The sequence below is a fragment of the Clostridium sp. MB05 genome (genome assembly GCF_046581255.1).
GTDB lineage: Bacteria > Bacillota > Clostridia > Clostridiales > Clostridiaceae > Clostridium.
In genome coordinates this window covers 1,041,628-1,065,974 of record NZ_CP174370.1, presented here as the reverse complement: position 1 = coordinate 1,065,974, position 24,347 = coordinate 1,041,628, and the positions used below count along the sequence as shown (strand labels likewise).

The 24,347-nt window shown below is 27.2% G+C and carries 17 protein-coding genes; 1 reads left to right on the top strand and 16 read right to left on the bottom strand.

The window, feature by feature from the left end:
* Nucleotides 1-21: 21 nt before the first annotated feature.
* The 12 genes from ACH36K_RS05040 to aepX form a co-directional block, all read right to left on the bottom strand.
* A complete protein-coding gene (locus ACH36K_RS05040) occupies nt 22-1,011 on the bottom strand; it encodes an NAD-dependent 4,6-dehydratase LegB (protein WP_411169866.1) in 990 nt (329 codons plus the stop codon).
* 16 nt (nt 1,012-1,027) lie between these two features.
* On the bottom strand, nt 1,028-2,422 hold the full coding sequence (locus tag ACH36K_RS05035; RefSeq protein ID WP_411169865.1) for a lipopolysaccharide biosynthesis protein: 1,395 nt from the start codon (nt 2,420-2,422) through the stop codon (nt 1,028-1,030).
* A 1-nt stretch (nt 2,423) separates the two neighbouring features.
* On the bottom strand, nt 2,424-3,602 hold the full coding sequence (locus tag ACH36K_RS05030) for a hypothetical protein (RefSeq protein WP_411169864.1): 1,179 nt from the start codon (nt 3,600-3,602) through the stop codon (nt 2,424-2,426).
* A 208-nt stretch (nt 3,603-3,810) separates the two neighbouring features.
* Nucleotides 3,811-5,268: an oligosaccharide flippase family protein gene (locus ACH36K_RS05025; RefSeq protein ID WP_411169863.1), complete on the bottom strand. Its 1,458-nt coding sequence runs from the start codon at nt 5,266-5,268 to the stop codon at nt 3,811-3,813.
* 2 nt (nt 5,269-5,270) lie between these two features.
* Nucleotides 5,271-6,962, bottom strand: a complete 1,692-nt coding sequence (locus ACH36K_RS05020; RefSeq protein ID WP_411169862.1) for a sulfatase-like hydrolase/transferase — start codon at nt 6,960-6,962, stop codon at nt 5,271-5,273.
* A 160-nt stretch (nt 6,963-7,122) separates the two neighbouring features.
* Nucleotides 7,123-7,812: a sugar phosphate nucleotidyltransferase gene (locus ACH36K_RS05015; protein WP_411169861.1), complete on the bottom strand. Its 690-nt coding sequence runs from the start codon at nt 7,810-7,812 to the stop codon at nt 7,123-7,125.
* Nucleotides 7,813-7,978: 166 nt separating this feature from the next.
* Nucleotides 7,979-11,263, bottom strand: a complete 3,285-nt coding sequence (locus ACH36K_RS05010; RefSeq protein ID WP_411169860.1) for a triple tyrosine motif-containing protein — start codon at nt 11,261-11,263, stop codon at nt 7,979-7,981.
* A gap of 481 nt (nt 11,264-11,744) precedes the next feature.
* Entirely contained in the window at nt 11,745-13,211 is a 1,467-nt protein-coding gene (locus tag ACH36K_RS05005; RefSeq protein ID WP_411169859.1) for a flippase, read from the bottom strand.
* Nucleotides 13,212-13,213: 2 nt separating this feature from the next.
* The gene (locus ACH36K_RS05000) at nt 13,214-14,053 is read right to left on the bottom strand and encodes a phosphorylcholine transferase LicD (RefSeq protein WP_411169858.1); all 840 of its coding nucleotides are present in this window, start codon (nt 14,051-14,053) and stop codon (nt 13,214-13,216) included.
* Between the two features lie 165 nt (nt 14,054-14,218).
* Nucleotides 14,219-15,322: a 2-aminoethylphosphonate aminotransferase gene (locus tag ACH36K_RS04995; protein WP_411169857.1), complete on the bottom strand. Its 1,104-nt coding sequence runs from the start codon at nt 15,320-15,322 to the stop codon at nt 14,219-14,221.
* Between the two features lie 18 nt (nt 15,323-15,340).
* Nucleotides 15,341-16,474, bottom strand: a complete 1,134-nt coding sequence (gene aepY, locus ACH36K_RS04990; RefSeq protein ID WP_411169856.1) for a phosphonopyruvate decarboxylase — start codon at nt 16,472-16,474, stop codon at nt 15,341-15,343.
* A gap of 1 nt (nt 16,475) precedes the next feature.
* Nucleotides 16,476-17,774, bottom strand: a complete 1,299-nt coding sequence (gene aepX / locus ACH36K_RS04985; protein WP_411169855.1) for a phosphoenolpyruvate mutase — start codon at nt 17,772-17,774, stop codon at nt 16,476-16,478.
* A 262-nt stretch (nt 17,775-18,036) separates the two neighbouring features.
* On the opposite strand from aepX, the gene ACH36K_RS04980 reads away from it, so the two are divergent.
* Nucleotides 18,037-18,993, top strand: a complete 957-nt coding sequence (locus ACH36K_RS04980) for an LCP family protein (protein WP_411169854.1) — start codon at nt 18,037-18,039, stop codon at nt 18,991-18,993.
* A gap of 234 nt (nt 18,994-19,227) precedes the next feature.
* On the opposite strand, the gene ACH36K_RS04975 is transcribed toward ACH36K_RS04980, so the two are convergent.
* From ACH36K_RS04975 to ACH36K_RS04960, 4 genes are all read right to left on the bottom strand, one after another.
* A complete protein-coding gene (locus ACH36K_RS04975) occupies nt 19,228-20,313 on the bottom strand; it encodes an amidase family protein (RefSeq protein WP_411169853.1) in 1,086 nt (361 codons plus the stop codon).
* Nucleotides 20,314-20,521: 208 nt separating this feature from the next.
* Nucleotides 20,522-21,730 carry a phosphopentomutase gene (locus tag ACH36K_RS04970; RefSeq protein ID WP_411169852.1) on the bottom strand — a complete coding sequence of 403 codons (1,209 nt, stop codon included), beginning with the start codon at nt 21,728-21,730 and terminating at the stop codon, nt 20,522-20,524.
* Between the two features lie 333 nt (nt 21,731-22,063).
* Nucleotides 22,064-23,224 (bottom strand): YhfX family PLP-dependent enzyme, encoded by a 1,161-nt coding sequence (locus ACH36K_RS04965; protein WP_411169851.1) that lies wholly within the window; start codon nt 23,222-23,224, stop codon nt 22,064-22,066.
* A 12-nt stretch (nt 23,225-23,236) separates the two neighbouring features.
* Nucleotides 23,237-24,346: an aminotransferase class V-fold PLP-dependent enzyme gene (locus ACH36K_RS04960; protein WP_411169850.1), complete on the bottom strand. Its 1,110-nt coding sequence runs from the start codon at nt 24,344-24,346 to the stop codon at nt 23,237-23,239.
* Between the last annotated feature and the right edge of the window lies 1 nt (nt 24,347).

Sequence of the window (24,347 nt, the reverse complement as noted above, 5' to 3'; positions counted from 1 at the left end):
AGCACTCTCCTATCAATATAATTATATATTATATATATCACTCTTGTACTTCTGTAAGTTTTCCTTTATCTTAAACCATTCTATAGTTTCTTCTATACCTTTTTCAAAAGTATATTTAGGTGCCCAATTAGTTAATTTCTTAATCTTTTCATTTGATCCTAACAATCTATTTACTTCACTTTTATCTGGTCTAAGCCTCTCATTCTCACAAATAATTTTTGCTTTCGGATTTATTTGACTAATAAGCTCCAGCGCTAATTCTTCAATTGAAATTTCCTGTTGTGTTGCTATATTTATTTCTTCACCTATAGCCAAATCCGATTTAGAAATTTCTAAAAATCCCCTTGTTGTATCCTTCACATAATTGAAATCTCTTGTAGGTGCTAATGATCCTAATTTTATTTCAGTTTCACCTGCTAATAACTGTGTTATAATTGTAGGTATTACAGCTCTTGCAGATTGTCTTGGTCCATAAGTGTTAAATGGTCTAACAATTGTTATTGGCATATTAAAACTTCTATAAAAAGATTCTGCTAATCTATCAGCTCCTATTTTAGTTGCTGAATATGGAGACTGTCCTTGATATGGATGCAACTCGTCTATTGGGACATACTTAGCAGTTCCATATACTTCTGATGTAGATGTAACTAGTATCCTACTAGTTTCTAGTTCTCTAGCAGCTTGTAAAACATTTAATGTACCCTTTATATTAGTATCTATATATGAATCTGGTGAGTGATAACTAAATGGTATAGCAATTAAAGCAGCTAAATGAAAAACTTCATCAACACCTTTCATAGCCTCTCTAACTCCATTTGGATCTCTTATATCTCCAGTAAAAACTTCAATATCTTTAATTTTGTTCTTAGGTAGCGTATCTAACCACCCCCAAGAGTTAAAAGAATTATAATATGAAAAAGCTTTAACATCATATCCTTCTTCTAATAATAATTCAGTTAAATGACTTCCAATAAATCCATCAGCTCCAGTTACCAACACTCTTTTCGACATGATTTTCCTCCTTAAGTTAACTTTCAAAATTCTTAAATACTTTAAGTAATAAGTATAATATTCCCATTAAAATCACATATCTAATAATAATGAAATCCATTATTAAATAGAAACAGCCTGTTACTATAATCATTAAAAACAAAGCTCCAAAATAATAAGAAACATTTTTATCATCATATTTAATAAGATACCTAACTACTAATAAATGAATTATAAATAGCACTATGTATGATACTAGTGTTGTAATAGATGCAGCTACCATTCCATACTTAGGTATTAATATTATATTTAGTAAAACATTAACTCCACCAGCTATAATAGTTCCTATAGGTATGTATATTACTTTTTCTACATAAAACTCTAAATTTACAGAGAAATTATATAAAAATGAACAGTAGTAAGATAATATTATTATTGGAATAAGCTTTATTCCTTGCCAATAAGAGCTTGGCGCAAACATTTTACCTATTTCTGGAATGACAATCATAAAAGATATAACTATTAAAGTAAATATATTTATATACTTTTTTATCATTTTATTAATTTCATAAATATTATTTTCTTTTAAATTGTCAAAATACCACGGAATCCATGCGTTATTTATTCCTCCCCACAGAAGATTTACAACCATCCCTATATTGTAAATAAAGCCATATATTCCAACTGCTTCATTTCCAATATATCTTTCTATAAATATTCTATCCGCATTTATAAGCACCTGTTGTGAAAGTACATGTGGTATTACTGGTACAGAAAGCTTTAGTGCATACTTTAAACATTTCTTTGTAATAAATAACTTCCCTCTAGTTGCCTTAAAATAAACTATAGATCCAATAAGTAAGTTTGATAAAACTCCTCCTAAAACTAATCCAATGTATTTATTGTGTTTCATTAATAAAACAAGTAAGAAAGAAATAACTACATTTAATATAGTTACAACAAATGATATAGTTAAACATTTTTTATCTTCTTTATTTTGAATAAGATGAATACTATATATTGAAATAATACATGAAAAAAAGCTCTGAATTGTTGCTAAAAGAATTAAATTACTATTTAGTCCCATATGTTCAGATATTGTTTTACTAAATAGTATTGATATTAATGTTAAAACACCAAATACTGTAGTTGTAAAACTTATAATAGTAATAATTAATTCATCATATTCCTTTTTATTAAATTTAACTCGCCCTTTTGCAATAGATGAATTAAGTTGCAACCCACCAAATACACTTATAAATCCTACCCATACAGTAAATATATTAAATGATCCATATTCTCCAGGAGATAGCATCCTTGAAAAAATAGGAAAAGTAAAGAAGTTTATTCCTTTTATCAATAATGAGCCAACAGTATATAAAATACTTGATTTAAGCAAATTATTTTTTTTTATTACATTAATTAACCTCATTTTAATTACCTTTTTTATCAAAAAAACTTATTATTTCTGATACTACACTTTTACTTTTTTTATTTTTAATCCAAATAACATTAACTCCACTTGCTTCATACTCTAAACCTAATGTGGATTCATAAGCTAAAGCTAGATCAACTCTAGGGTAAAATTTATTATCAGTAATTATGTTAACTTCATCTTTTAACGAATTATATAAACTAACTCCGAAACGTGGATGAGGCTTTATGTATATATGTAAATTAATATTATTATCTAATAATTCTTTTACTATTTTCTTTTCCATATCTACTGAAAAAGGTTGCCCTATTATTAATATGCTATTTTTGCTACTAACTTTTTCACTTAAATCAATAGATAAAGGAATATTTTCAAAACATATGTCTTTACAATTTATAAATATAGAATCTCTAAATATATCTTTTTGGTTTTCATTAAAGCAATAAATTTTAGATATATTTTTTACTTCTTTTATTTTAAAAGGAACAACAACACCATGCTGTATAAGAACTTTTTCTCCCGATATATTTATATTATCTATTAAATGTATCCATCTATCATATTGATTACAAAAATATAACGTTTTACAATTTTTAAGTTGCCTGTCTAAAACATCGTACACTAAAAACCATTCAAAAGCTGAATATGTAAGTAGTCTTGCAGTTATATCATAATCCTTCTTAATAGACCCCTTAGCTTTAGTTAAAGAATTCTTAAAAGCTCTAAAAATATCTTTATATGTAATTAAACTTAAAAAATCTATTGACTTCTCATCTTTAGTTATCTCAGATTCATTAACCCAAGGAAAATCTATCCTATAGTCTACATTAATAAACACTCTTTTTTCTAAATTATATATTCGCGGTGATAATCCTAGTACTATATCTCCATCTAATAAATTCTCATTATTTTTTACTTCTAACTTTAAAATTAGAAATTTTCCAAGCTTATATAACTCTAAAGTTGGAAATAAAATTATCCACCATAATATAGATGCTATATAAAAAATAATAGTCCATTGAATTTTATTTTCTTTTATTTCTGTAAACTTAACTGATCTAGGGATAACAAAAGAGAAGTACTTATGTAAACCTGTTTTTTTCATAACCATCTCTTCTAATTCTAACTCAGAATTTATGCATCGCTTATAAATATTTTCCATTGAGAACTTTTCCATAATATCTCCTTAATTATATAGAAAGTTATAATTTAAATAATGCAATTTAAATTATATCAACATTTATTTTCTTAATCAAGAAAACAAGTCCATAACTAATATTACTTAATTTTAATAATATTTTCAATACCATTAAATATTTACTATAAATAATATTCTAAGTTATAAAGCTTTAAATTAGAATTACTAATTTAAAGCTTTTAGTCTTTTATTTTTTAAATTTACTTTTTATTTTGGTTAAAATATTAATTACTACTCCCGATATTTGCTCACTATGTTTTAATACATATACTCCATATATTCCTACTGAAAGAATGACAGTAAATAAGGCTACTAAAATTATATTGCTAGTAAACATACTTACTATGAACTTAACTAAGAAAAAACTCATACAAACACTTATAGTTTTTATTGTTTCCTTAGTAAATATTTTATAATTAATTTTCAAAGTTCTCTTTATGTATATATATTCAGAAGTTATTAATATAGTATTAGCTATGAATGTAGTTGCAATAGCTGTAGTTGCATTTAATATACCAAAGAAAACTAGTAATGTATTTAATAATAGGTTTATAATTCCACTTACTAATACAAACCACATAAGTTTATCTTCTTTTTTATTTAAGTATAATATATGATTTGTTAATACATACTCTATACCTAATGTAACAAAGTATATAGAAAATATTCTCATAGTATTTATAGATGGAGCAAGCTCACTTCCTCCATAAATAAGCATTATTTCTTTAGATAAAACTAACATCCCAATTGCTACTGGGAATAATAAATAATAAAATTCTCTAGAAACACTTCTTAAAAGATTCTCATAGGAATCCTTTCCTTTTGTTTGCAATATATTAGATAGCCTTGGTAATGCTACTGCTGTAAAACTTAGCATGAGGGCATTCATTGTTCCTGATATACTTTGAGGCATAGTATAATATGTTACACTAGCCTTATCAACAAACTCTCCAATCATCAGCCTATCTAACTGAGTAAACAAAGTATTTATGTTAGCCATTACAACAACAACTATTAAAAACTTTATATGCTTTTTTATTTCTATGTTCGAGAAGTCATATCCAACTTTTCTAGATATATATATGTAGCTAATAACATTATTAAGCATAGTAGATAATAATAGTAATATTACATATTTATTAGTATCACCTTCCCCCTTAATAATTAGAAGTAATATTACTAAATAAATAATTTTAACTGCTAAAGTTTTAATTGTTATAAACTTATACTCTTCTAACGCCTCTACAACATACTCTACATACACGGCATTAGAAACTATATTAACCGCATATAACATTAAAATTGTGTACTCACTACTATTAGAATACCTATAATTTATAAAAACTAAATATATTATCAAAGTTATAGCACTTGCTAACACACTAATAATCATCAATGATGAAAATAATTGTTTTAATTTAACTTTATCATCTCTGCATTTACTTAACTCTCTTAATCCATATTGATATAAACCGAAAGAACTTAATATTAAAAAATATCCGAATACGCTTTCTGCAAAATAAACCCTGCCCATGTTATCCGCATTCAATACCCTTATAGCATATGGTCCTATTATTAAAGGTATTAATAAATTGCATATATTTAATATAAGTTTATATATACTATTTTTAACTAAAGAATTCATATCTACCTCATTTTATTTATTCTACTTTCTAAATATTTTATTAAATCATCTATTTCTTCATATATACCAACTTTGTTTAACAGATTATCCATTTCCATTGGATCCTCCTTAATATTGTAGATAGCTACTATTTCATAAGTTTTATCTAAATTAACTTCCGAAACCAATTTATATTTTTTACTTCTTACTGCAATTTGTTTATTTCTTAAAATATAATCTGGACATCCACTTCCCATATACTCTAAAGTTATAAAATCTCTTTCTTCCTTTAATATAGACTTACCATCTAAATTATAACAAGTAAAATCATCATCATTTAATTCTAGTATAGTTGGTATTATATCTATAGCCGATCCATAGTTATTGCAAACTTTTCCTTTTATATCTTTGCCTAAAAAAATTAGTGGTGTTTTATAATTTTCATCATACATTGTACATACTTTTGACTCTCTGTATATTTCACCTAAATAAGATGTTCCATGATCAGAAGTTATAACAATTAATGTTTCATCATATATACCATCTTCCTTTAATTTTTCAACAAAATCAATTACCTTTTTATTTGAATATCTTATAGATGCCTCATAAAAAACATTTGTACTATTTTTTTCTTTTATAAGATTATTAAAATCATTAAATTCACTATTTATATTATCAGTGTCATTAACATCATAAGAAATAAAATTGAATGGAAAGTGCGTATCCATTGTTTGTAAATATATAAAATTATTGTTTTCCTTGTTATCTTTTAAATACTCATATATGTAATCTAAATTACTTTTTGTAGTAGCCATATCATAATAAGGCTTTCCAGTGTAATTTAAAAGATACATTATTCCATGCTTTAATTTTGAAACATCTTTTTTATTAAAAGCATCTGCAATAGATTTTTTTAAAACTTTAGAACTTCTATTTTTAAAACTGTTTTTTAAAATTCTTAATACCTGTATACCAGATTGAGTTAAACATTTGCTTATTAATTTTGATTTTATTTCCTTATATGCATTTGTTTCTGTAAATTTAACGTCTTTTATTTCATATAACTTTTTTCTTTTGTCCTCTAAAACTTCATATATATATACATTTTTATCATCATTATAGCATTTTTCTTCATCAATCATTATATCTTTATATTTCTTGAAATTTAATTCATTTAAATTAGTATGTTTTCTTAAGTAGTCAAATCTATATGAGTTATTAAAGTAATCATATATGTAATCATTCATTACTTTAAAATAATCATCAAACAATTCAATTAATTGTTTGTTATGTTCTTCTGTTATTTGATTATTTTTATATAAATTAATATAATACTTTATTCTATAGTCATATACAGTACTATAACTTAATGAATGTATATAATAATACTCATCTACTCCCCTTTTAAATGATAATGTGTTAGGATAATACCAAATACTATTAAATGTCTTATAACCTTTTTCTTTAAAGATCTCATTTATAGTGTATTTCCTGTGCTTTAAATTCATCAGGTATCCTTCATAGTCTAATACATTTGTCCCTGTTAATAATGCTCCCAAGGCTGCTTCTGTATATGGTGCTTGTGAAAAAACATTATCAAATATTAATGCATTATCCTTATATGTATCAATTATATTTAAATTCTTTTTTAAATAATCTATATTATTATGAGATAGTGAGTCCATCACTAAAAAAATTATATTTTTATACTTCATATAATCACCTGCTTTAATTAATGTATCCATTAATTATTCTTATAAATATCAATTTCTTCACTTCATTATACAATAATTTCACATTGTTTTAAATTAATTTTTAGTTAATAAAAAAGCATTTACTTGTACTAAACTACATAAATGCCTTTTAAATTACCATCTAAATATTTTTATTTCTTAAATACTCTTCTGCATTATTTAAATCCTCTACTGAATCTATTTCAAACCAATCGTCAGTCTTTATTTTTTTCGCAGTCACACTCATTTCTTTTAACATAGGGGAAACTACATCATCCCAATAGACATCTTTAAAATTTTCACTTTCAACTACTTCTTCTAATCTCTTTTTAATCTTGATACCATCCTCTTTATTCCAAAATGATATTCCAGACATAATATATCCAGTGCCACCTTCTACCTTTAAGTTAACAACTCTTTCCCCATCAAATATAACTTTCCATTCTTTTTCAAAGTTTTCTTTTACTCCTGTGAAATAAGCAGAAGAATTTATATTTTCATCAAAATAATTATTCACCATATATACATCTGCTTCAGTAACATAAGCATCTTCTAAATAATCTCTTATCAAATACATAGTATAAACATTATTATATAAATTATATTTATCATTATGTACTAATTTAACACCATACTTTTCTCTTAAATATTCAAACTTATCACTTAGATAACCTGTAACAACTATTATATTATCAATACCCTTTTCTTTAAGAAACCTAATTTGTCTTTCTGCCATAGGCTCTCCACAAACCTTAACTAAAGACTTTGGAGTATTATCAGTTAAAGGTCTTAATCTAGTTCCCATTCCTGCCGCTAAAATTATAGCTCTCATTTTTACCTCCTATTTTTCATTAACTATATTATTTAATAAATACTCTTAATCGATATATAAGTTCAAAATTTGAACTACTTAACAATTATATACTATCACCCGATTTATAGCAATATTTATGAATTTATAATGTAAAAAGGATGTCTAATTAGACATCCTTTTTACATTATAAATTACTATCTATCACTCTTGCTATAATCTCAGCCATTTGCTGTTGCTTATTTGGATCTGCAAGTAAACTGGCCTCATATGAATTAGTTATAAACCCACATTCAACCAATAGGGAAGGCATCCAAGTATTTTTTACAACATAAAAATCATCGTCTTTTAATGTTCTGTTTACTCTTCCCATTTCACTTGCTATAGCATTTACCATAGAAGTTCCTATTTTTTCACTTGTTTCTATTTTAGAATTTGTTACTCCCATTCTACTAACAGGCCCGTATAATCCAATTTCTTTTCCATCAGTAGCTAGTAATCCTCTAGTTAAAGGTTCAGCTGTACTATAATATATCTCTACCCCATTAGGTGAACTAGGAGGAATACCTGCTGAATTATGATGAATACTTATAAAAAAGTCAGCATTTAAATTATTAGCTAAATTAACTCTATTTTGTAAACTTTGCCTCATTGCAGTATAATCTCTATCCTCAGGATTTCTAGTCATAACTACATTAAAGCCTCTTTTTTCTAGTTCCTTCTTTAGTTTTACAGAAACATCCATATTTAAGTCTCTTTCAACATATGTTGTAGACCCATGAGTTGCATAAGCTCCATCGTCTCCACCATGGTTATGTCCTGGATCTATAACAATTAATTTAGCATCTCTAACAATTAAATCCTTAAAATAAAAATCATCATATTCTTTTGATGACAACTTATGTTTTACATGAACTACAAATCTATATTCTCCTTGATCTACCGGAACATAGTTAACACTATTTTTTTCACTATAATCTTGTATTGTTTTCCAAGTTCCATCAGGAGTTCTTATACCAAATTTATAAAGAGTTTCACTTGGCTTATCAGTTGTTCCTACTAAAACTAAATTTTCATTCGGCTTTAAATCACCATTAATAATGAAAGAATTAACTTTAACTTCGGCCTTTGAAATTGATATATCTTCAAATCTATAGTCATCATACTCATTAAATGAACCTTTATGTTTCGCATGTACAACTATTCTATAATTTCCTTCTTCTTTAGGAGTGAAGTTCAATGTATTATTATTACTATAATTTTGTATTGTTTCCCAAGTTCCATCAGGAGTTCTTATACCAAACTTATATAAAGTACTATCTGAAGGTGTTGCCTTTGCTGAAAATTTTAAATTAAAGCCAACATACTTATTTCCAGAAATATTAAATTCACTTAATTTAGAATCTTTAGAGTTTATAGAAATATCTTTAAAATCATATTCGTCATAGTCTTTCATAGATTCTTTATGTTTAACATGTACTACAAATCTATATTCTCCTGGCTCCTTAGGAGTATACTCAAACTTACTTATTTTACTATATTCTTTTATAGTAATCCAATTTCCCTTAGGATCCCTTACCCCAAATTTATATAGGCTATTATCACTAGGATCGGCTAAAGCGCTTAAATTTATTGGTGATCCAATTAAATCTCCACCATTTACAGTAAACTCTTTTAAAGCAGACTTCTTTTCAACATTTTCAACAATTTTAATATCCTTGAAGTTATAGTCTTCATAAACAGCACTAGAATTTTTACTCTTTACATGAACAACGACTCTATATTCTCCAGGTTCTTTTGGCACATATACAGAATTATTTTTTGAGCTGTAATCTTGTATAACTATCCATTCACCATTAGGATTTCTTATTGCAAACTTATATAGAGCTTCATTTTGTGGATTTGCTTTAGCATTCATAACAATATCATGTTCCACTATATTTGCTCCATCAACATTAAATTCACCTAAAGCTACAGTTGAATATTTGACATTAAAATCCCTAAGGTCATAATCATCATATGCCTTACTAGATAGCTTATGTTTCACATGAACTACCACTCTCAAATCTCCAGAAAATGGTATGTTATAATTAACACTATTCTTTTCACTGTAATCTTGGATCACTTTCCACTCACCACTCGAGTCTCTAATAGCAAATTTATAAAGTACATCCTCTGGCTCAGCATTTGCACTAATATTAATAGTAGAACCTGTAATCATATTTCCTGTTACATTAAAACTTGTAACTTTTCCTTTTCCAGCTACATTCTTATCTTCAAACCCAAAATCATCATATGCTTCTAATGATTTTTTATGTTTTACATGAACTACAAATCTATAGCTTCCAGTTTTATTAGGTGTAAATGTTGCTTTATTATTAGAGCTATAATCTTGAATTACTGTCCATTCTCCTGTGCTATCATCTCTATATGCAAACTTATACATTGTATCTGATTGCATATTACCTGTTGCAGATAAGTTAATAGGTTGTCCAGTTACAAATTCACCTTCAACATTAAAACTATCTAGTTTCACAGAGTATTTACCTTGTTCACTTTGTAATTGATCTATAATTGAAAGAAGATAGTATCCATAACCTTGATGAGCTGCCCAACCTTTTCCCTTAGGATTTTCTTTTATTCCTAGATGCTCAACATAATTAGCACTTCCTCTTTGAACATACTTAAATCTACTATCTACACATTCTAGTTTTAATGGTTCTGTAGATGCATATGCTTTTAAATGTTGAACTACAGCTCTTATACCAATTCTAATGCTTGGAAAAGATTCGCCTGGAGCTCCGTTTCCTACTGCTCCTAAACCTGCGAAATTGTTTTGCTCTTCCTTAACATCTCCTCCAAATTTTAGGTATCCAGTTTCATGCATCATTTGAGCAAATAATATATCAGGATTAACACCTTCTATGTTAGCTTCTTCAATAGTCATGTTTACAAAATCAACAACATAAGACAAAGTCTTATCTGGATTTTTCTTACTCAATAAAGAAACCATTTGCTCTTTAGTTGCTTTTCCAGTTCCCATGATAATATTTTTACTTGAGTTTGTATTTATTGTTACACTAGTCTCTTTCGTTGCTCCCTTATTATCAATTGAAACTATCTTAAGTGTGTGTACACCATCAGATACACCACTTATTTCTTTAGTAAACCCACTATTTAAGGAATTCTTATATTGTGGATATTTAGATTGTATATCTGTTCTTTCAACACCATAGGTTGCTTGTCCTATACTTTGATTATCTAAATAAACCTCAACCTTTGAAATTCCATTTTCACTTAATGCCCATCCCTTTATAAAAAATGAGTCTGTCAGCTTATGATTTTGTGTTGGATTTTCTAAAGTCAATACCATATCTAAATTTGAATCTGCTTTTGCATTAAAATTTGGTGCAAATAAATTAAAAATAAATGCCATTAATGTAATAATGGCTAACCTTTTTGTTTTTTTCATTTTATCCCCCTTATTAATTAGGGCCATAAATAAAATGACTTCGTAACAAATTAAATAGAATGATATTTACACTATCTTAATAATTATACATTTTTTAACCTTTTATAGCAATGACTTTCAATTAAATAAAAAACTTTTTTACAAATATATACCATTTATAGCTTATACTCCTAATAAATAATATACAAATCTGTTTATTATTAAGATATTATGTTAAAATTTCTTTTCAATAAATGTTAGGTTATGTCAAAACAGTTCATTAAAAGAAGAAAGAGATCTTTACTATTTAAAACAACTTTAGTAATCTGTTACATATTGTCTAAGGGATGACTATTGCAAAGGACAAATGATTAATGGTGTTTATCACTTAGTTTTTAATATAAAGGATACAATATATCAAATGAGAGATTATATATTTAATGATATGCAGTAATAGTAAAAATGACCTAAATCTATAAATTTAGGTCATTTTTACTATTACTTAATTATTAGTTACATTTTGCTTAATTTTTCTCATAATTATATTTTTAATTGAAATTATTACTTCATCCTTTGTTAATATTAGAATAATAATATATATTATCCCACATACTGTAGCACTAAGTATAGTATATATAAATACACTTTGTATTAAAAATTTTAATATATAAATAATAGGTATAAAAATTAATGATATAATCCCATATTTTAACTTATTTATAGTAAATAGATTAATATTCATTTTTAATTTTAACTTCATATATATATATTCTATTAAAATTAGTATACAGTTAGCTATAGTTGTAGTAATTATAGCATTAGTTGCATTAAATTTATTATATTTTACTAATATTATATTTAGTAGTAGATTTATAACTCCTGAAAAAAAGACAATTTTTACTTGTACTTTCTCCTTGCCATTTATATACAATACTTGATTGCTAATTATATTTTCATATGCAACTGTTACCATATAAATTGAAAAACCCGCTAATATAGGTGCTGCACTAATAAATTCTTCCCCTCCATATATTTTAACAATTTCATAAGATAAACTAAACATACCAACTGCTGCTGGAAACACAAAAAGAAAATATATGCCTGTTATTTTATCTAATAGCTTAGAATAATCCTCTCCTTTATCTTTGGATAAATAACTTGATAGTCTTGGTATAGTTACCTGCACTATAGTTAGCATAAATGAACTTATTATAGTCATTATTTTTTGTGCTAACCCATAGTAACCTACAGAATCCATACTAACTAATTCTCCAAGCATAAATTTATCTAATTGTGTATAAAGTACATTCGCATTAGATAATATAACTACTAAAAACATTGGTCTTATATGCTTTTTAATATGCATTTTATCAAACTTGAACTTTATCTTTGACTTTACATAAATAAAACTCAATAAATTATTAATTATATTTGTAATAACTACTAATAATAAATATTGTATATAGTTATCTGAGCTCTTTAATATTAAAAATATAGCTATAGTATATATTAACCTAACAATTATTGTTTTAATAGTAATGAAATCATAATTTTCTAGACCCTCATTTACCCATTCAACATAAAAAGCATTAGCTAAAAAATTAAAGGTTGTAACTATACATGCAGAATAAAAAACTTCATTTGAGTATCTAAAATTTATAAAGACAACATATCCTATTGTTGATAAAATATTAGTTACCATCGTAACTGTAAATAAACTTGTAAATACACTTTCTAATTTATCTTTGTTATCTCTTACTCTACTTATTTCTCTAATTCCATATTGATAAATGCCAAAACTTGCAAAAACAAAGAAATATTGATATATTGAGTCTGTAAAAGTTATATATCCATTTAATGTATCTCCTAGTTTTCTATAAACATATGGTCCAATTATTATAGGTACGACTATATTAAATAAATTTAATAGTAACTTAAAAATTATATTTTTTCCTATGGATTTTGACATTATTACTTATCTATCCCCTCTACCTCATCATACACGACTTCTATGCTCTTTGCATGACTGAACCTTTCATTTTCTGGCGGCATTTTATGATAATCTCCATACATACTTTTTAGTATTTCATCTGGACTGTTTGGTCCTTTGAATATTTTACCTTCAAACTCTATTTCTTTTATAGGAAATACATCTTCCTCTTTATATATTTGCTTAAAATATAAATCAATACCACTCCAATATAGTTTATCATAAGATTTACATTTATCTCTAAAAAACTTTTCTATACTTCTTCTATTATTTATACTAAGTACTTTTACAAAAAAATAAACAACTGGATAAATAATTTTCCTTTTTAATGATAATTCACTAAATCTCTTATCTAAAATAATTGATCTTTCCATTATGAACTTATATAAAGTTTGTAATCTATAATTAATTTTTCCTTTAGGAAGTTTATCTAATGGAAATACATCAATATAAATACCATTTCTAAACCCCTCATCACCACTTTCAATTATTTCTACATATTTACTATGATTATGCCTTATTTTCATAGGTATATAAAAATACTTATATTTAGTATCAGTTTCTGGAGTTTGTAAAAAATAGTTTTCATTTAATTCTTTTTTGGCTATTGATTTAAACTTTTCAAAGTCATCTCTAGGCATTGAAACATCTAAATCATCATCCCACGGAATAAATCCATTATGTCTAACAGCTCCTAATAATGTTCCCCAATCTAAGAAATAATTTAAGTTGTTTTTTTTACATATCCTATCAAATTCAACTAACATATCTATCATTATGTACTGTGCTTCTCTAACACTAATTTGTTTATATTTTAGCATAATATGCAACCTCCGCGTGCCTAATCTCCTTATAATTTTAACATATATTCACTATAATACAATTAATTTTAATATTACAACATGAAACCTAAATATACTAAAATATATAAAAGAGTAGATTAAAAAATAATCTTTAATTATTTTTCATCCACTCTTTTATAGTAATTAATTCTTTATCATTTCAAAATATTTCTTTAATAAATCTATAAATATTTTCATATCACTTTCATTTATATTTCCTATATTTGCAATTCTAAATGTATTTTTTGAATCTATTTTTCCTGGATATATCGTAAATCCTCTTTCATACAAATAATCATGCATTTCATCAAAATCATATTTATATATTTTAGGCTCAATTATAGAAGTTATTAGCTTAGAGTGATTTTTTTCATCAACTAGTCTTTCTAAGTTAAGTTCTTTTAAACCATCCCATAATATATTGCAACAACTTACATATCTTTTATATCTTTCCTCAATAGTTTCCTCTTTAGTTTCTATTATAGCCTGTTTTAAAGCATAAAGTATCTGTACTGGCGGAGTAAATCTCATTTGATAATTCTTTTTAAAATACTCATATTGCTTATATAAATTTAAATATAAATTTCTTGGCTTAATACTTTTTATTTTATATAAACTATCTATATTAGCAATTACAAAACTTATTCCAGCCATTCCTTGAATACATTTATTAGAACTTGAAGCCAAATAACTAATATTCATATCCTTCATATTTATAGGCATTCCTGCATATGAACTCATAGCATCTACAAGCATTTCTACATTATATTTAAAACATATTTTTCCTATACTCTTTATGTCATTTAAAAGCCCTGTTGTAGTTTCATGATGAACAACAGCTAAATGAGTTATTTTATTTTTACTATCTTTCACTACAAATTCAAGCTTCTCTAAGTCTATAGAATTTATAGGTGAACTTTTAAATTCTATAAAACTTATTCCATAGCTTTCGGCTATTTCACACATTCTTTGACCATATGCCCCATTGTTTACTATTAATATAGTTCCATCTCCTACAACTGAACTAATCATAGCCTCTACGGCAGCTGTTCCAGAACCTCCAAAAAGAACAGTAGTATACTCTTCTAAAGGGCCAACAAATAATGTTAATTCTTTAGATACAAACTCCATAACATCACCAAATTCACTTTCTCTTGGACATATGTCTGGAACAACCTGAGCTAGTTTAACTGTATCTGTAGTAGTTGCTGGACCTGGATTTAACAATATATTTCTCTTTATATTCATTCAAATTCTCTCCTTCAACTATTTATTCAAAAACCTCATAAAATTTTCTTTATTTTCTATTGGAGTTGTAGTTGGTCTCCCCAAATTTTTCCTAGCACCCTTTTTTACTATTACTTCTAAAAGTACTGGCCCCTTAATATCCTTAATTTCTCTACTTATTCTTTCTAAATCTTCCTTAGTTGAACAACTATAAGCAGCTTTATATCCTAATGATATTGCAGTTTTTCTTAAATCTAAATTTAGTGCCACAGTCTCTTGTCCACCAACTGAATCATGAGCTCCATTATTAATAACTATATGCTTAAAATTTTCAGGATTTTGAGATGCTATTATAGCTAATCCTCCTAAATGCATTAATAAAGCTCCATCACCATCTATACAATAAATATCTCTATCTTTTTTATTTAATGCAATACCTAAAGCTATTTGAGAAGCATGTCCCATTGAACCTACAGTTAGAAAATCTTTTTCATGAGATTCCCCTCTTTTTTCTCTTATTTCAAATAGTTCCCTTGATGCCATTCCTGTTGTTGATATTATTATATCATCCTCCTTAGTTTTCGATATTATTATTTCTATTGCTTCTTCTCTAGATAACTCAAATTTACCACCATCATTATCCTTTAACCTATATTCCCCAAAAGTCCCCTTCTTAATAATTAAAGCAACGGCTTCATTATTTTGTTTTGAATATGAGTAAGCTTTTTCTATGATTATTTTAGCTTCTTCGTTTGAAGTATCTTCTGATAGTATTTCATATTTAATTCCTAATATCTCTATAAGCTCTTTAGTAATTAATCCTTGTTTTTTATGCTGAGGTTCATCTTTTATTCCTGGTTCCCCTCTCCATCCAACTACTAAAATCATTGGAATACTATATACTAATTCATCAATTAAAGATGCTAAAGGATTTATAGCATTTCCAAGCCCTGAGTTTTGCATATATACTAATGGTATTTTTCCAGTTGCTAAATGGTACCCTGCTGCCATTGCCACAGCATTTCCTTCATTAGCTGCTATAATATTATTTTCACTTTTTGTATTATCCTTAATATAAGCACAAAAATCCTTTAATAATGAATCAGGTACTCCAGTAAAAAAGTCTATTTCATTTTTAGTGAGTTCCACATAAAAATTAGAAACATCTATCATTTTATTTTCCTCCTGGAATTAATGTAAGTATTTCTTTTATTGGCATACATAGCTCAGAAGCCTCTTTAGATCTCTCATTTCTCAATATAGTTTCAGCTGTTTTTACCATAGCAGGATATGCACTTCTAATTAAATGATTAGCATAAATAACTATATTAACACCTACTTTTCCAAGCTCTTCTTCAGTCATATGATTATAAGATGTTGGAACTACTACTAGTGGTACCCTCTCATTAAATTTTCTAAATCTTCTACAGAACTCAATTATTTCACTACCGTTCTTTTCCTTACTATGAATCATTATTCCATCTGCACCAGCGTCTACATAAGCCATTGCTCTTTCCATTGCATCCTCAATACCTGCACCAGCTATTAGACTTTCTATTCTTGCAATTATCATAAAGTCACTGGTAACCCTAGCTTCTCTACCAGCTTTAATTTTATTACAAAAGTTTTCTATTGTATCTTGTGTTTGTGTTACATCTGTACCAAACAATGAATTTTTCTTAAGACCAACCTTGTCTTCAATAATAATTGCAGACACTCCTAATCTTTCTAAGGTTTTAACAGTATAAACAAAGTGTTCAATTTTTCCACCTGTATCTCCATCTAAAATTATAGGCTTAGTCGTAACCTCTAAAATATCATTAATAGTATTTAGTCTTGATGTTAAATCTACTAACTCTATATCTGGCTTTCCTTTTGCAGTTGAATCACATAAAGAGCTTACCCACATACCATCAAATTCTCTTATCTCCCCATCACTTTCACATCTAGTCTTTTCAACTATTAATCCTGTTAAACCATTATGAGCCTCTAAAATTCTAATTGGATTTTTTTCACCTAACAGTTTCTTTAATTTTTTCATTCTTTGTTGAGGCGTTGTCCCTATTTGATTTAACATGTTATCTAGCTTACTTATTGATACACCTTTAGTATATGGGATTTCTACTAATTCACCATTCCACTCCTTTAAAACATCAATAACCCTTTGTCTTAAATTTGATTGCAACCCATCTTTCCAATCATCACCATGAACAACATAATCTGGCTTTATCTTTCTTAAATTAGGTACTTGATCTAAAGTATCCTGTAATATAACTTCTGAAACGCCTTTAATATTTTTTATTATTTCATAACGCTCATTATAATTAAGAACAGGACTTCTCCAATATTTACATATGACCTCATCTGTATGTAAACCAATTATAACCTCTCCTAATTTTCTTGCTTCCTCAATTACATTTAAGTGTCCATAATGAAGTATATCGGCACTCATAGCTACATAAACCTTTTTCATAATTCTCCCTACCTTTACTAATTTTAATAATTCCTTTTGAATATGTTCACAATATATACATGTTCAAATTGTGTACACGTTCATATTATGAACATATTTTATTATATTTTACCATATTTTGCAATAGGTATTTTTAAAATTAAAAAAATTTAACAACTGAATGGATTTTACTATATTAATCCAAACATTGCTTTTTTCTTCTAAATAATTTAATATGTTGTTATGTTTTTGTTTAATAATATTAAAAAGAAAGGGAATATCTATGAGAAAATTATCTTTATTTAAAAAGACTATTATAATAATAACATCGCTATTATTATTGATTATCTTATCTGGTGGAATATATACATACTATCTATCTAATAAAGTTTCAAGAGTTGATGTAGATAGAAATGAGGTTACTGATACTGGAAAGGAAGCCCCTAAAGAAGCTGATGATGTTATAACTATAGCTTTATTTGGAAGTGACTATTCAGAGTTTTATGATGTAAGTTCTGCTGATGCAACTATGATTTTGTCTATAGACACTAAAAATAATAAAATAAAACTTTGCTCACTAATGAGAGACATTTATTTAGATCTACCTGATGGTGGCAAAATGAACTTAAACTATACTATTTTAGATGGCGGCCCTAGTTCAATATTAAAAGCTATAAATTATAACTTTAACCTAAAAGTAGATAAATTTGTACAAGTTGATTTAAAAAGACTTCCTAAGATAATTGATTCTCTTGGTGGTGTAGAAATGGAGATAACTCAAGATGAGTTAAAATATATTAATAGTTACATAGATAATATTGATAAAAATAATGGTACTAAAACTCAACATATAACTACAGCTGGAAAACAACTTTTAAGTGGTACCCAAGCTTCTGCTTATTGCAGAATAAGATACACAGAAGGAAGAGACTTTAAAAGAACTGAACGTCAAAGGGATGTTCTAGAAGCTTTATTTGTTAAGTTTAAAGACATTAGTTTGACTGAAATGCCAGGTCTTGTTAACAATATTTTACCATTAGTTACAACTAATCTTTCAAACTCTGAAATTATATCTATTTCAAATAAAGCACTTGGAATGGGTTTAAGTAATATTGAGCAAGGAAGATTCCCTTCTGATAAAAATATTATAAGTGCTGAATTTACAGATATGTATCATACTAATATAGATATAGAAGGAACTACTAAAGAACTACATAAATTTTTATTTTCTATTGAATAATTTACCTAAAAAGTGTGTATATAATATGGCTTACTCCGTCGCTTTACTCCAAGTCGTCATCATATTATATACACACTTTATAAACTAAAGGTTAAATATAGGGTTATCTATATGAAAATCTTTATATGATAATTGCTTAATCACTAATTCATATACTTTAAGAATTTCTATTATTTACTCAAGAATTCATGAAATTCTAAAACCTTTCTCATATGTGAATATATAAATGTAATATCAATTTATCTTTATAGGCTCAATAAATTTTTCTCTTTCTATAAAGTATCTATTAAAAACTTCATTCTTTTCTATATTATTGTCTAAAGTCTCTCCAAGCTTAAATGCATTTACTAAACCATCCATTCCTTCTTTTGCACATATTACAAAGCCACTAGCAAGTTTATCTCCTGGAATTGTTAAAGCTGTACACTTACACATATTTGCTGCCTTTACTATTGCTTTTCCACCATTTGAAGTAATTTCTTTTTCTGCTTTTCCTTTAAAGCTTCTTTGAATAGTTTCATCATAGCCATAAACATCTATTGGTCCTTCATAGGTTAAAATAATGTCTGCCATGTCATTTTCAAAAATATATTTAATTTCTTTTATTCCTATGCTTCTTTCATAAATATTCTCAAAAAAGTATTCCTTAAACTCAAATTCTTCTTTGTTTATATTAGATATTGTTTTATCTATTTCTAACCTCATATCTATGCCATCTGGTAACTTTAAGCAATTATATGCTGGTATTAATACTCTCGTTTTCTTTTGTTTATAATTTATTTCCTTGTGGATAATATCTTCTACTACCATCTTCAATACAGGTAAATCTTTAGAAATTATCCCAATTCCTCCATTAAAAGATATACTATCTGTGGATAAGCCTTCTTTACCTGTAACTAATCCTATTCCTGAACCTATAAAAGAATACAAATTAGTACTAAGGGCAGGAGCAAGGACTGATCCTCCCCCATCTGTTCCTATGCCAAAGTCATTAATTCCTTTAAGAATATTTACTGCGGTTCCACTACTTGATCCAGTCATACATCTATAAGTTAAAGGATTAATTAAATCAGTATCCACACTTCTACCAATATGAGACATCTTATCCACAGTAGTGAATAAATATTTAGAATTTTTCCTCAATTTATCCACTACCTCTATAGGTATATCCACAGTATTTTTAACACCAAAGGTTAAATATTCTTTTTCTTTGTGTTTTTCTTCTTCTTCTAAGGTTTTATTTATTGAAATAACAGATTTATATAAATTTTGTTCTGCTAGAATTTTAGTCTTATATAATTTTGTTTTACAATCCATCATTTAGGTAACCTCCTTGTTAATTAAAGATAACTTTTCACCTCTATAAAATAAGCAATGGAGAAATAAAAACAAATTAAATTTATTAATCCTTTATTAACCTTAAATTTCTTCATTTTAATTTCTCCATTATATTGAATTATTTAATTTTCCTATATATAATATTTATCCTTGTCTCTTTAAAAAGTTTATACTACTTAAAGTACAAATTTTATAATAGTTTATTTAAGAAACTTGCTCCATTTTCCGGTGCTTTTACTTTAAAGTAATCTGCAACTGTTGCTCCTACATCTGAAAGTGTTGCCCTTACTCCAACTGTTCCTTCTTTAATATTTTCTCCATATATCATAATTGGAACCATCTCTCTTGTATGCTTACTATGCCCTATTGTTGGATCATTTCCGTGATCTGCCATTACTAGTAGTATATCATCTCCAGTTATTGTTTCTATAAGCTCACCTATAAGCTTATCTGATATTTGAAGTTTTTCTGCATATCTATCAATATTTTCCGCATGTCCTGATAAATCTGTCTCCTGTACATTACAGCATATAAATCCTTCTTTTACTTCTTTAGATATTTCTATTGTTCTCTTTAATACCTTTTCTGTATCTACCATAGGGATACTTGTTCCTTTTTCATTTATAACTACATCTGCTACTTTTCCTAATAAATAAACTGGTATATTTTCTTCAGAAAGTATTGTTGAAACTTGAGTTTTAGGATTAACTCCATATCCTAAATGAATACATTCATATCCATTATCATAGACCCCTGATTTTGGTGCATTTATTCCTATATATCCACCATCTTTTTCTTCTTCTGCATTTAATATATCTTCTAAAGTAATTCCTTTTCCTCCAAAAGTTATAACTCTTGGAACTGTTGCAATAGATCTAACTATATGTCCAATTTCTAAAACCTTACTAAAATGTATTAAATCTAATGCTGATGTAATATTGAAAGCTTGACCTAAATCGCATTCTATATTATCTGCAACAGTAAGTGCATCTTCTACAACTAGATATTTCTCCTTATTTCCCTCTTTATATTCAACTTTATATCCAGCTTCTTTTATAGCATTATATATTGATTCTATTTTATTTTTAATAGGCTCTCTAAATGGCATCTTTGGTTTTGTTCCCATTATTTCTTGATGACCAAAGAAAGTATCTGCTCCAAAGTGAGTTAACTTACCCTTTCCAAAAGTTGCATGTGGATTTTCCTTCATTCCATTTATTTCTGTTCCTAATATATTAATAAGACCTAGCTTTTCAAGATTTGGTAAAGTTACATCTTTTCTTCTTTCTAATATATGAAGACATGTATTTGAATTTATATCCTGAGGTCTTGTTTCTTTAACATCATCCATTTCTCCAATTCCAAAACCATCGAGTACAATTACAACAAATTTTCTCATCTTAATCTTCCTCCTCTTCTTATTTAGTAAAATATTAATTTCAATATTTCACTGTGTTAGACATTTTTGTTGATATGATAGTTACAATCACATATGAGAAAGTTTTTATGGTTTCATTCTCTCTAGAGCAGGCCCCATATCAACATGTGCGTATAGCACTGCCTATTTTGAATATAATTAAAAGAAACTTCAGCACAAGGTTGTAGTACTATCCCATCCTCAGCATCCATTTCTTTTAACTATTTTTTATTTTAAATATTGGTTATTTATATTTTTATAGTAGCTATATTTATGATTCAATAGATTTTTATCAGCAATTTCTTTAATCTATCACTATTTTACTAATCTTCCTTGCGAATCATAAACTCCAACTATTTCTGGATTTCCACCTTTAATTCCTTTAACTAAAGCTACGTTACTTCTAGTTACAAATATTTGAGTTCTGAAAGCCATAACTACAGTATCTGATACTTTACAGTTTTCTGATAGTTCAAAATGGTAATCTATACTTTCATCTGTTGGTGGAATAACTTTAATCATTTTTGAATTATCTATATCTTCACCAACTAAAGCATTTTCCATGTGAGATCTTCTATAATGACCTCCACCATAACAATAAGATCTATCTGCTAAGTTATGTGATACTTCACTTACATAAACCATAGCTGGAAGCTCCACTCCATCATTAAACTTATGATATGGAGTAGTACCAGTTAAACCATGACCTGGTTCTCCATGAGTTCCACCTTCTTCGTATATACTCTTTATAGAGCTAACACAAGTAGCTGATGGCATGTTTAATTGTTCTATTTTCACATTAAATGTCTCTTCTAAAATATCTTTAGCCTTTTTAATTGTATCTATATTATTTGTTCTTTTAATCTTATTACTTTCTTCATTAAACAAGAAACATGGAAATGAAGCTACTCCTGCTAAATTTAAATTCTTAAGCTTTACTAACTCTTCTCCAATTGTTTTAAGCTCTTCTAGCTTAAATCCTCCATATTGACCTGAATATAAGTTATCATTTTCTCCTAAAACTCTAAGCATTATATTTTGCTTTAATCCAAGCTTTTCACAGGCTTCATTAATTTCTTTAGCTTTTTCAACTGAATAAACAGTAATATAATCTGGTTTAGATTTAACTACCTTTTCTATTAAAGCCTTTGGAATTTGAACTAAGTGTCCTACGTGACCTATCTTAATTCCATTATCAATCATAACTTCTGCTTCTTTAAAGTCTACTACTACTGCTCCATCGTAGCCAAGCTTCATAAATTCCTTGCAAATAAGTGGATTTCTACCTATTTGTTTTGTCATAAAATAAAGCTTTATCCCATACTTATCTGCTTCATCTTTAAGTTTCTTAGCATTTTCTATTAAAGTATCTAAATCAATAACATAAGTATCAGGTATTATCAATCCTTCTTTATGGAGCTTAAATGCAGCTTGAACTAACTCCCTATTTCTTTCTATAGTTTTTTCAAGAAACATCTTTACTCCCCCTTACTTAATTTCTTTTTTAACGTCATCAATTGCATTTTTTAATATTCTTATTATTGTATCTGCTCCACTTCTCATTGGATTTACTCTTATCATTCTCTTTTCTAAAGTAGGATCAGCTGCTCTAAAGGTTCCAGAAACTCTATACATCATTGGAACAAATTCATATTTTGATTCTGAGCCTACTGGATGTGATGCTGCTCCATATTTAGTTGTTAATTCTAAAACTTCTTCTGCTATATTTTCCTTTAATTCAACTAATAATACTTTTGATTGAGCATTAGCAAGAAAAGCATCCTTTATTTCTGGGATCTCTCCACTTTTTAATCTAGTTACAAGCTCCTCATTAACTTCTGATTGAATTGCTAATGAAACTGGTGCATATACAAGTCCTCTTAAAGCTTCCATTGCTTCATGTCCTTGGACTTGACTTCCCCCTGAATAATTTAATGAATAAACCTTATCTATAAGATCTTTCTTTCCTAATAAAACACCAACACCTTCAGGTCCTAATATCTTAAAGCAAGAAAAACTTCCAAGATCAGCTCCACATTGGTTACCTATCTTCTTTACTTTTAAAGCAGCATAGTTATCATCAGTAATTATTTTTATGTTAGAATTAGCTTCTTTTATAGTAGTTATAACTTCTTCTAAATTATAAGAGTCATCTATTTTTTGTCTTGTATTTTGAACTAAAGCACCCTTTATTTCTGGATTTTTTAAGATAACATCTTTTACATCATTTAAATCATTAAAGTTAGCTTTTATAACCTTAAGTCCCATAGTTTCAATAGTAACTTTTGAAGTAGGATATATTGGTGCATCATGAACTAAAATAGTATCTCCGCTGTTCATAAAGCTAATTAATCCCCATCTTATAGCTCCAGTTCCTGCTCCTCTAACAAATATTGCTGCTTCTGCATCAAATACTTCTGCAAAAACCATTTCTACTTTTTTAGTATAAGTTGGTTTATTTAATCCCTTAACAACACCTAAGTCCCCTAGGGATAATATTTCTTGTCCATCAAAATTCTTTGTTATTGTATCTATTATTTTAAATTGTAATTTCTTTGCTTCATCTAAACTTATTGAGTGTAATGGGTATGTTCTCATA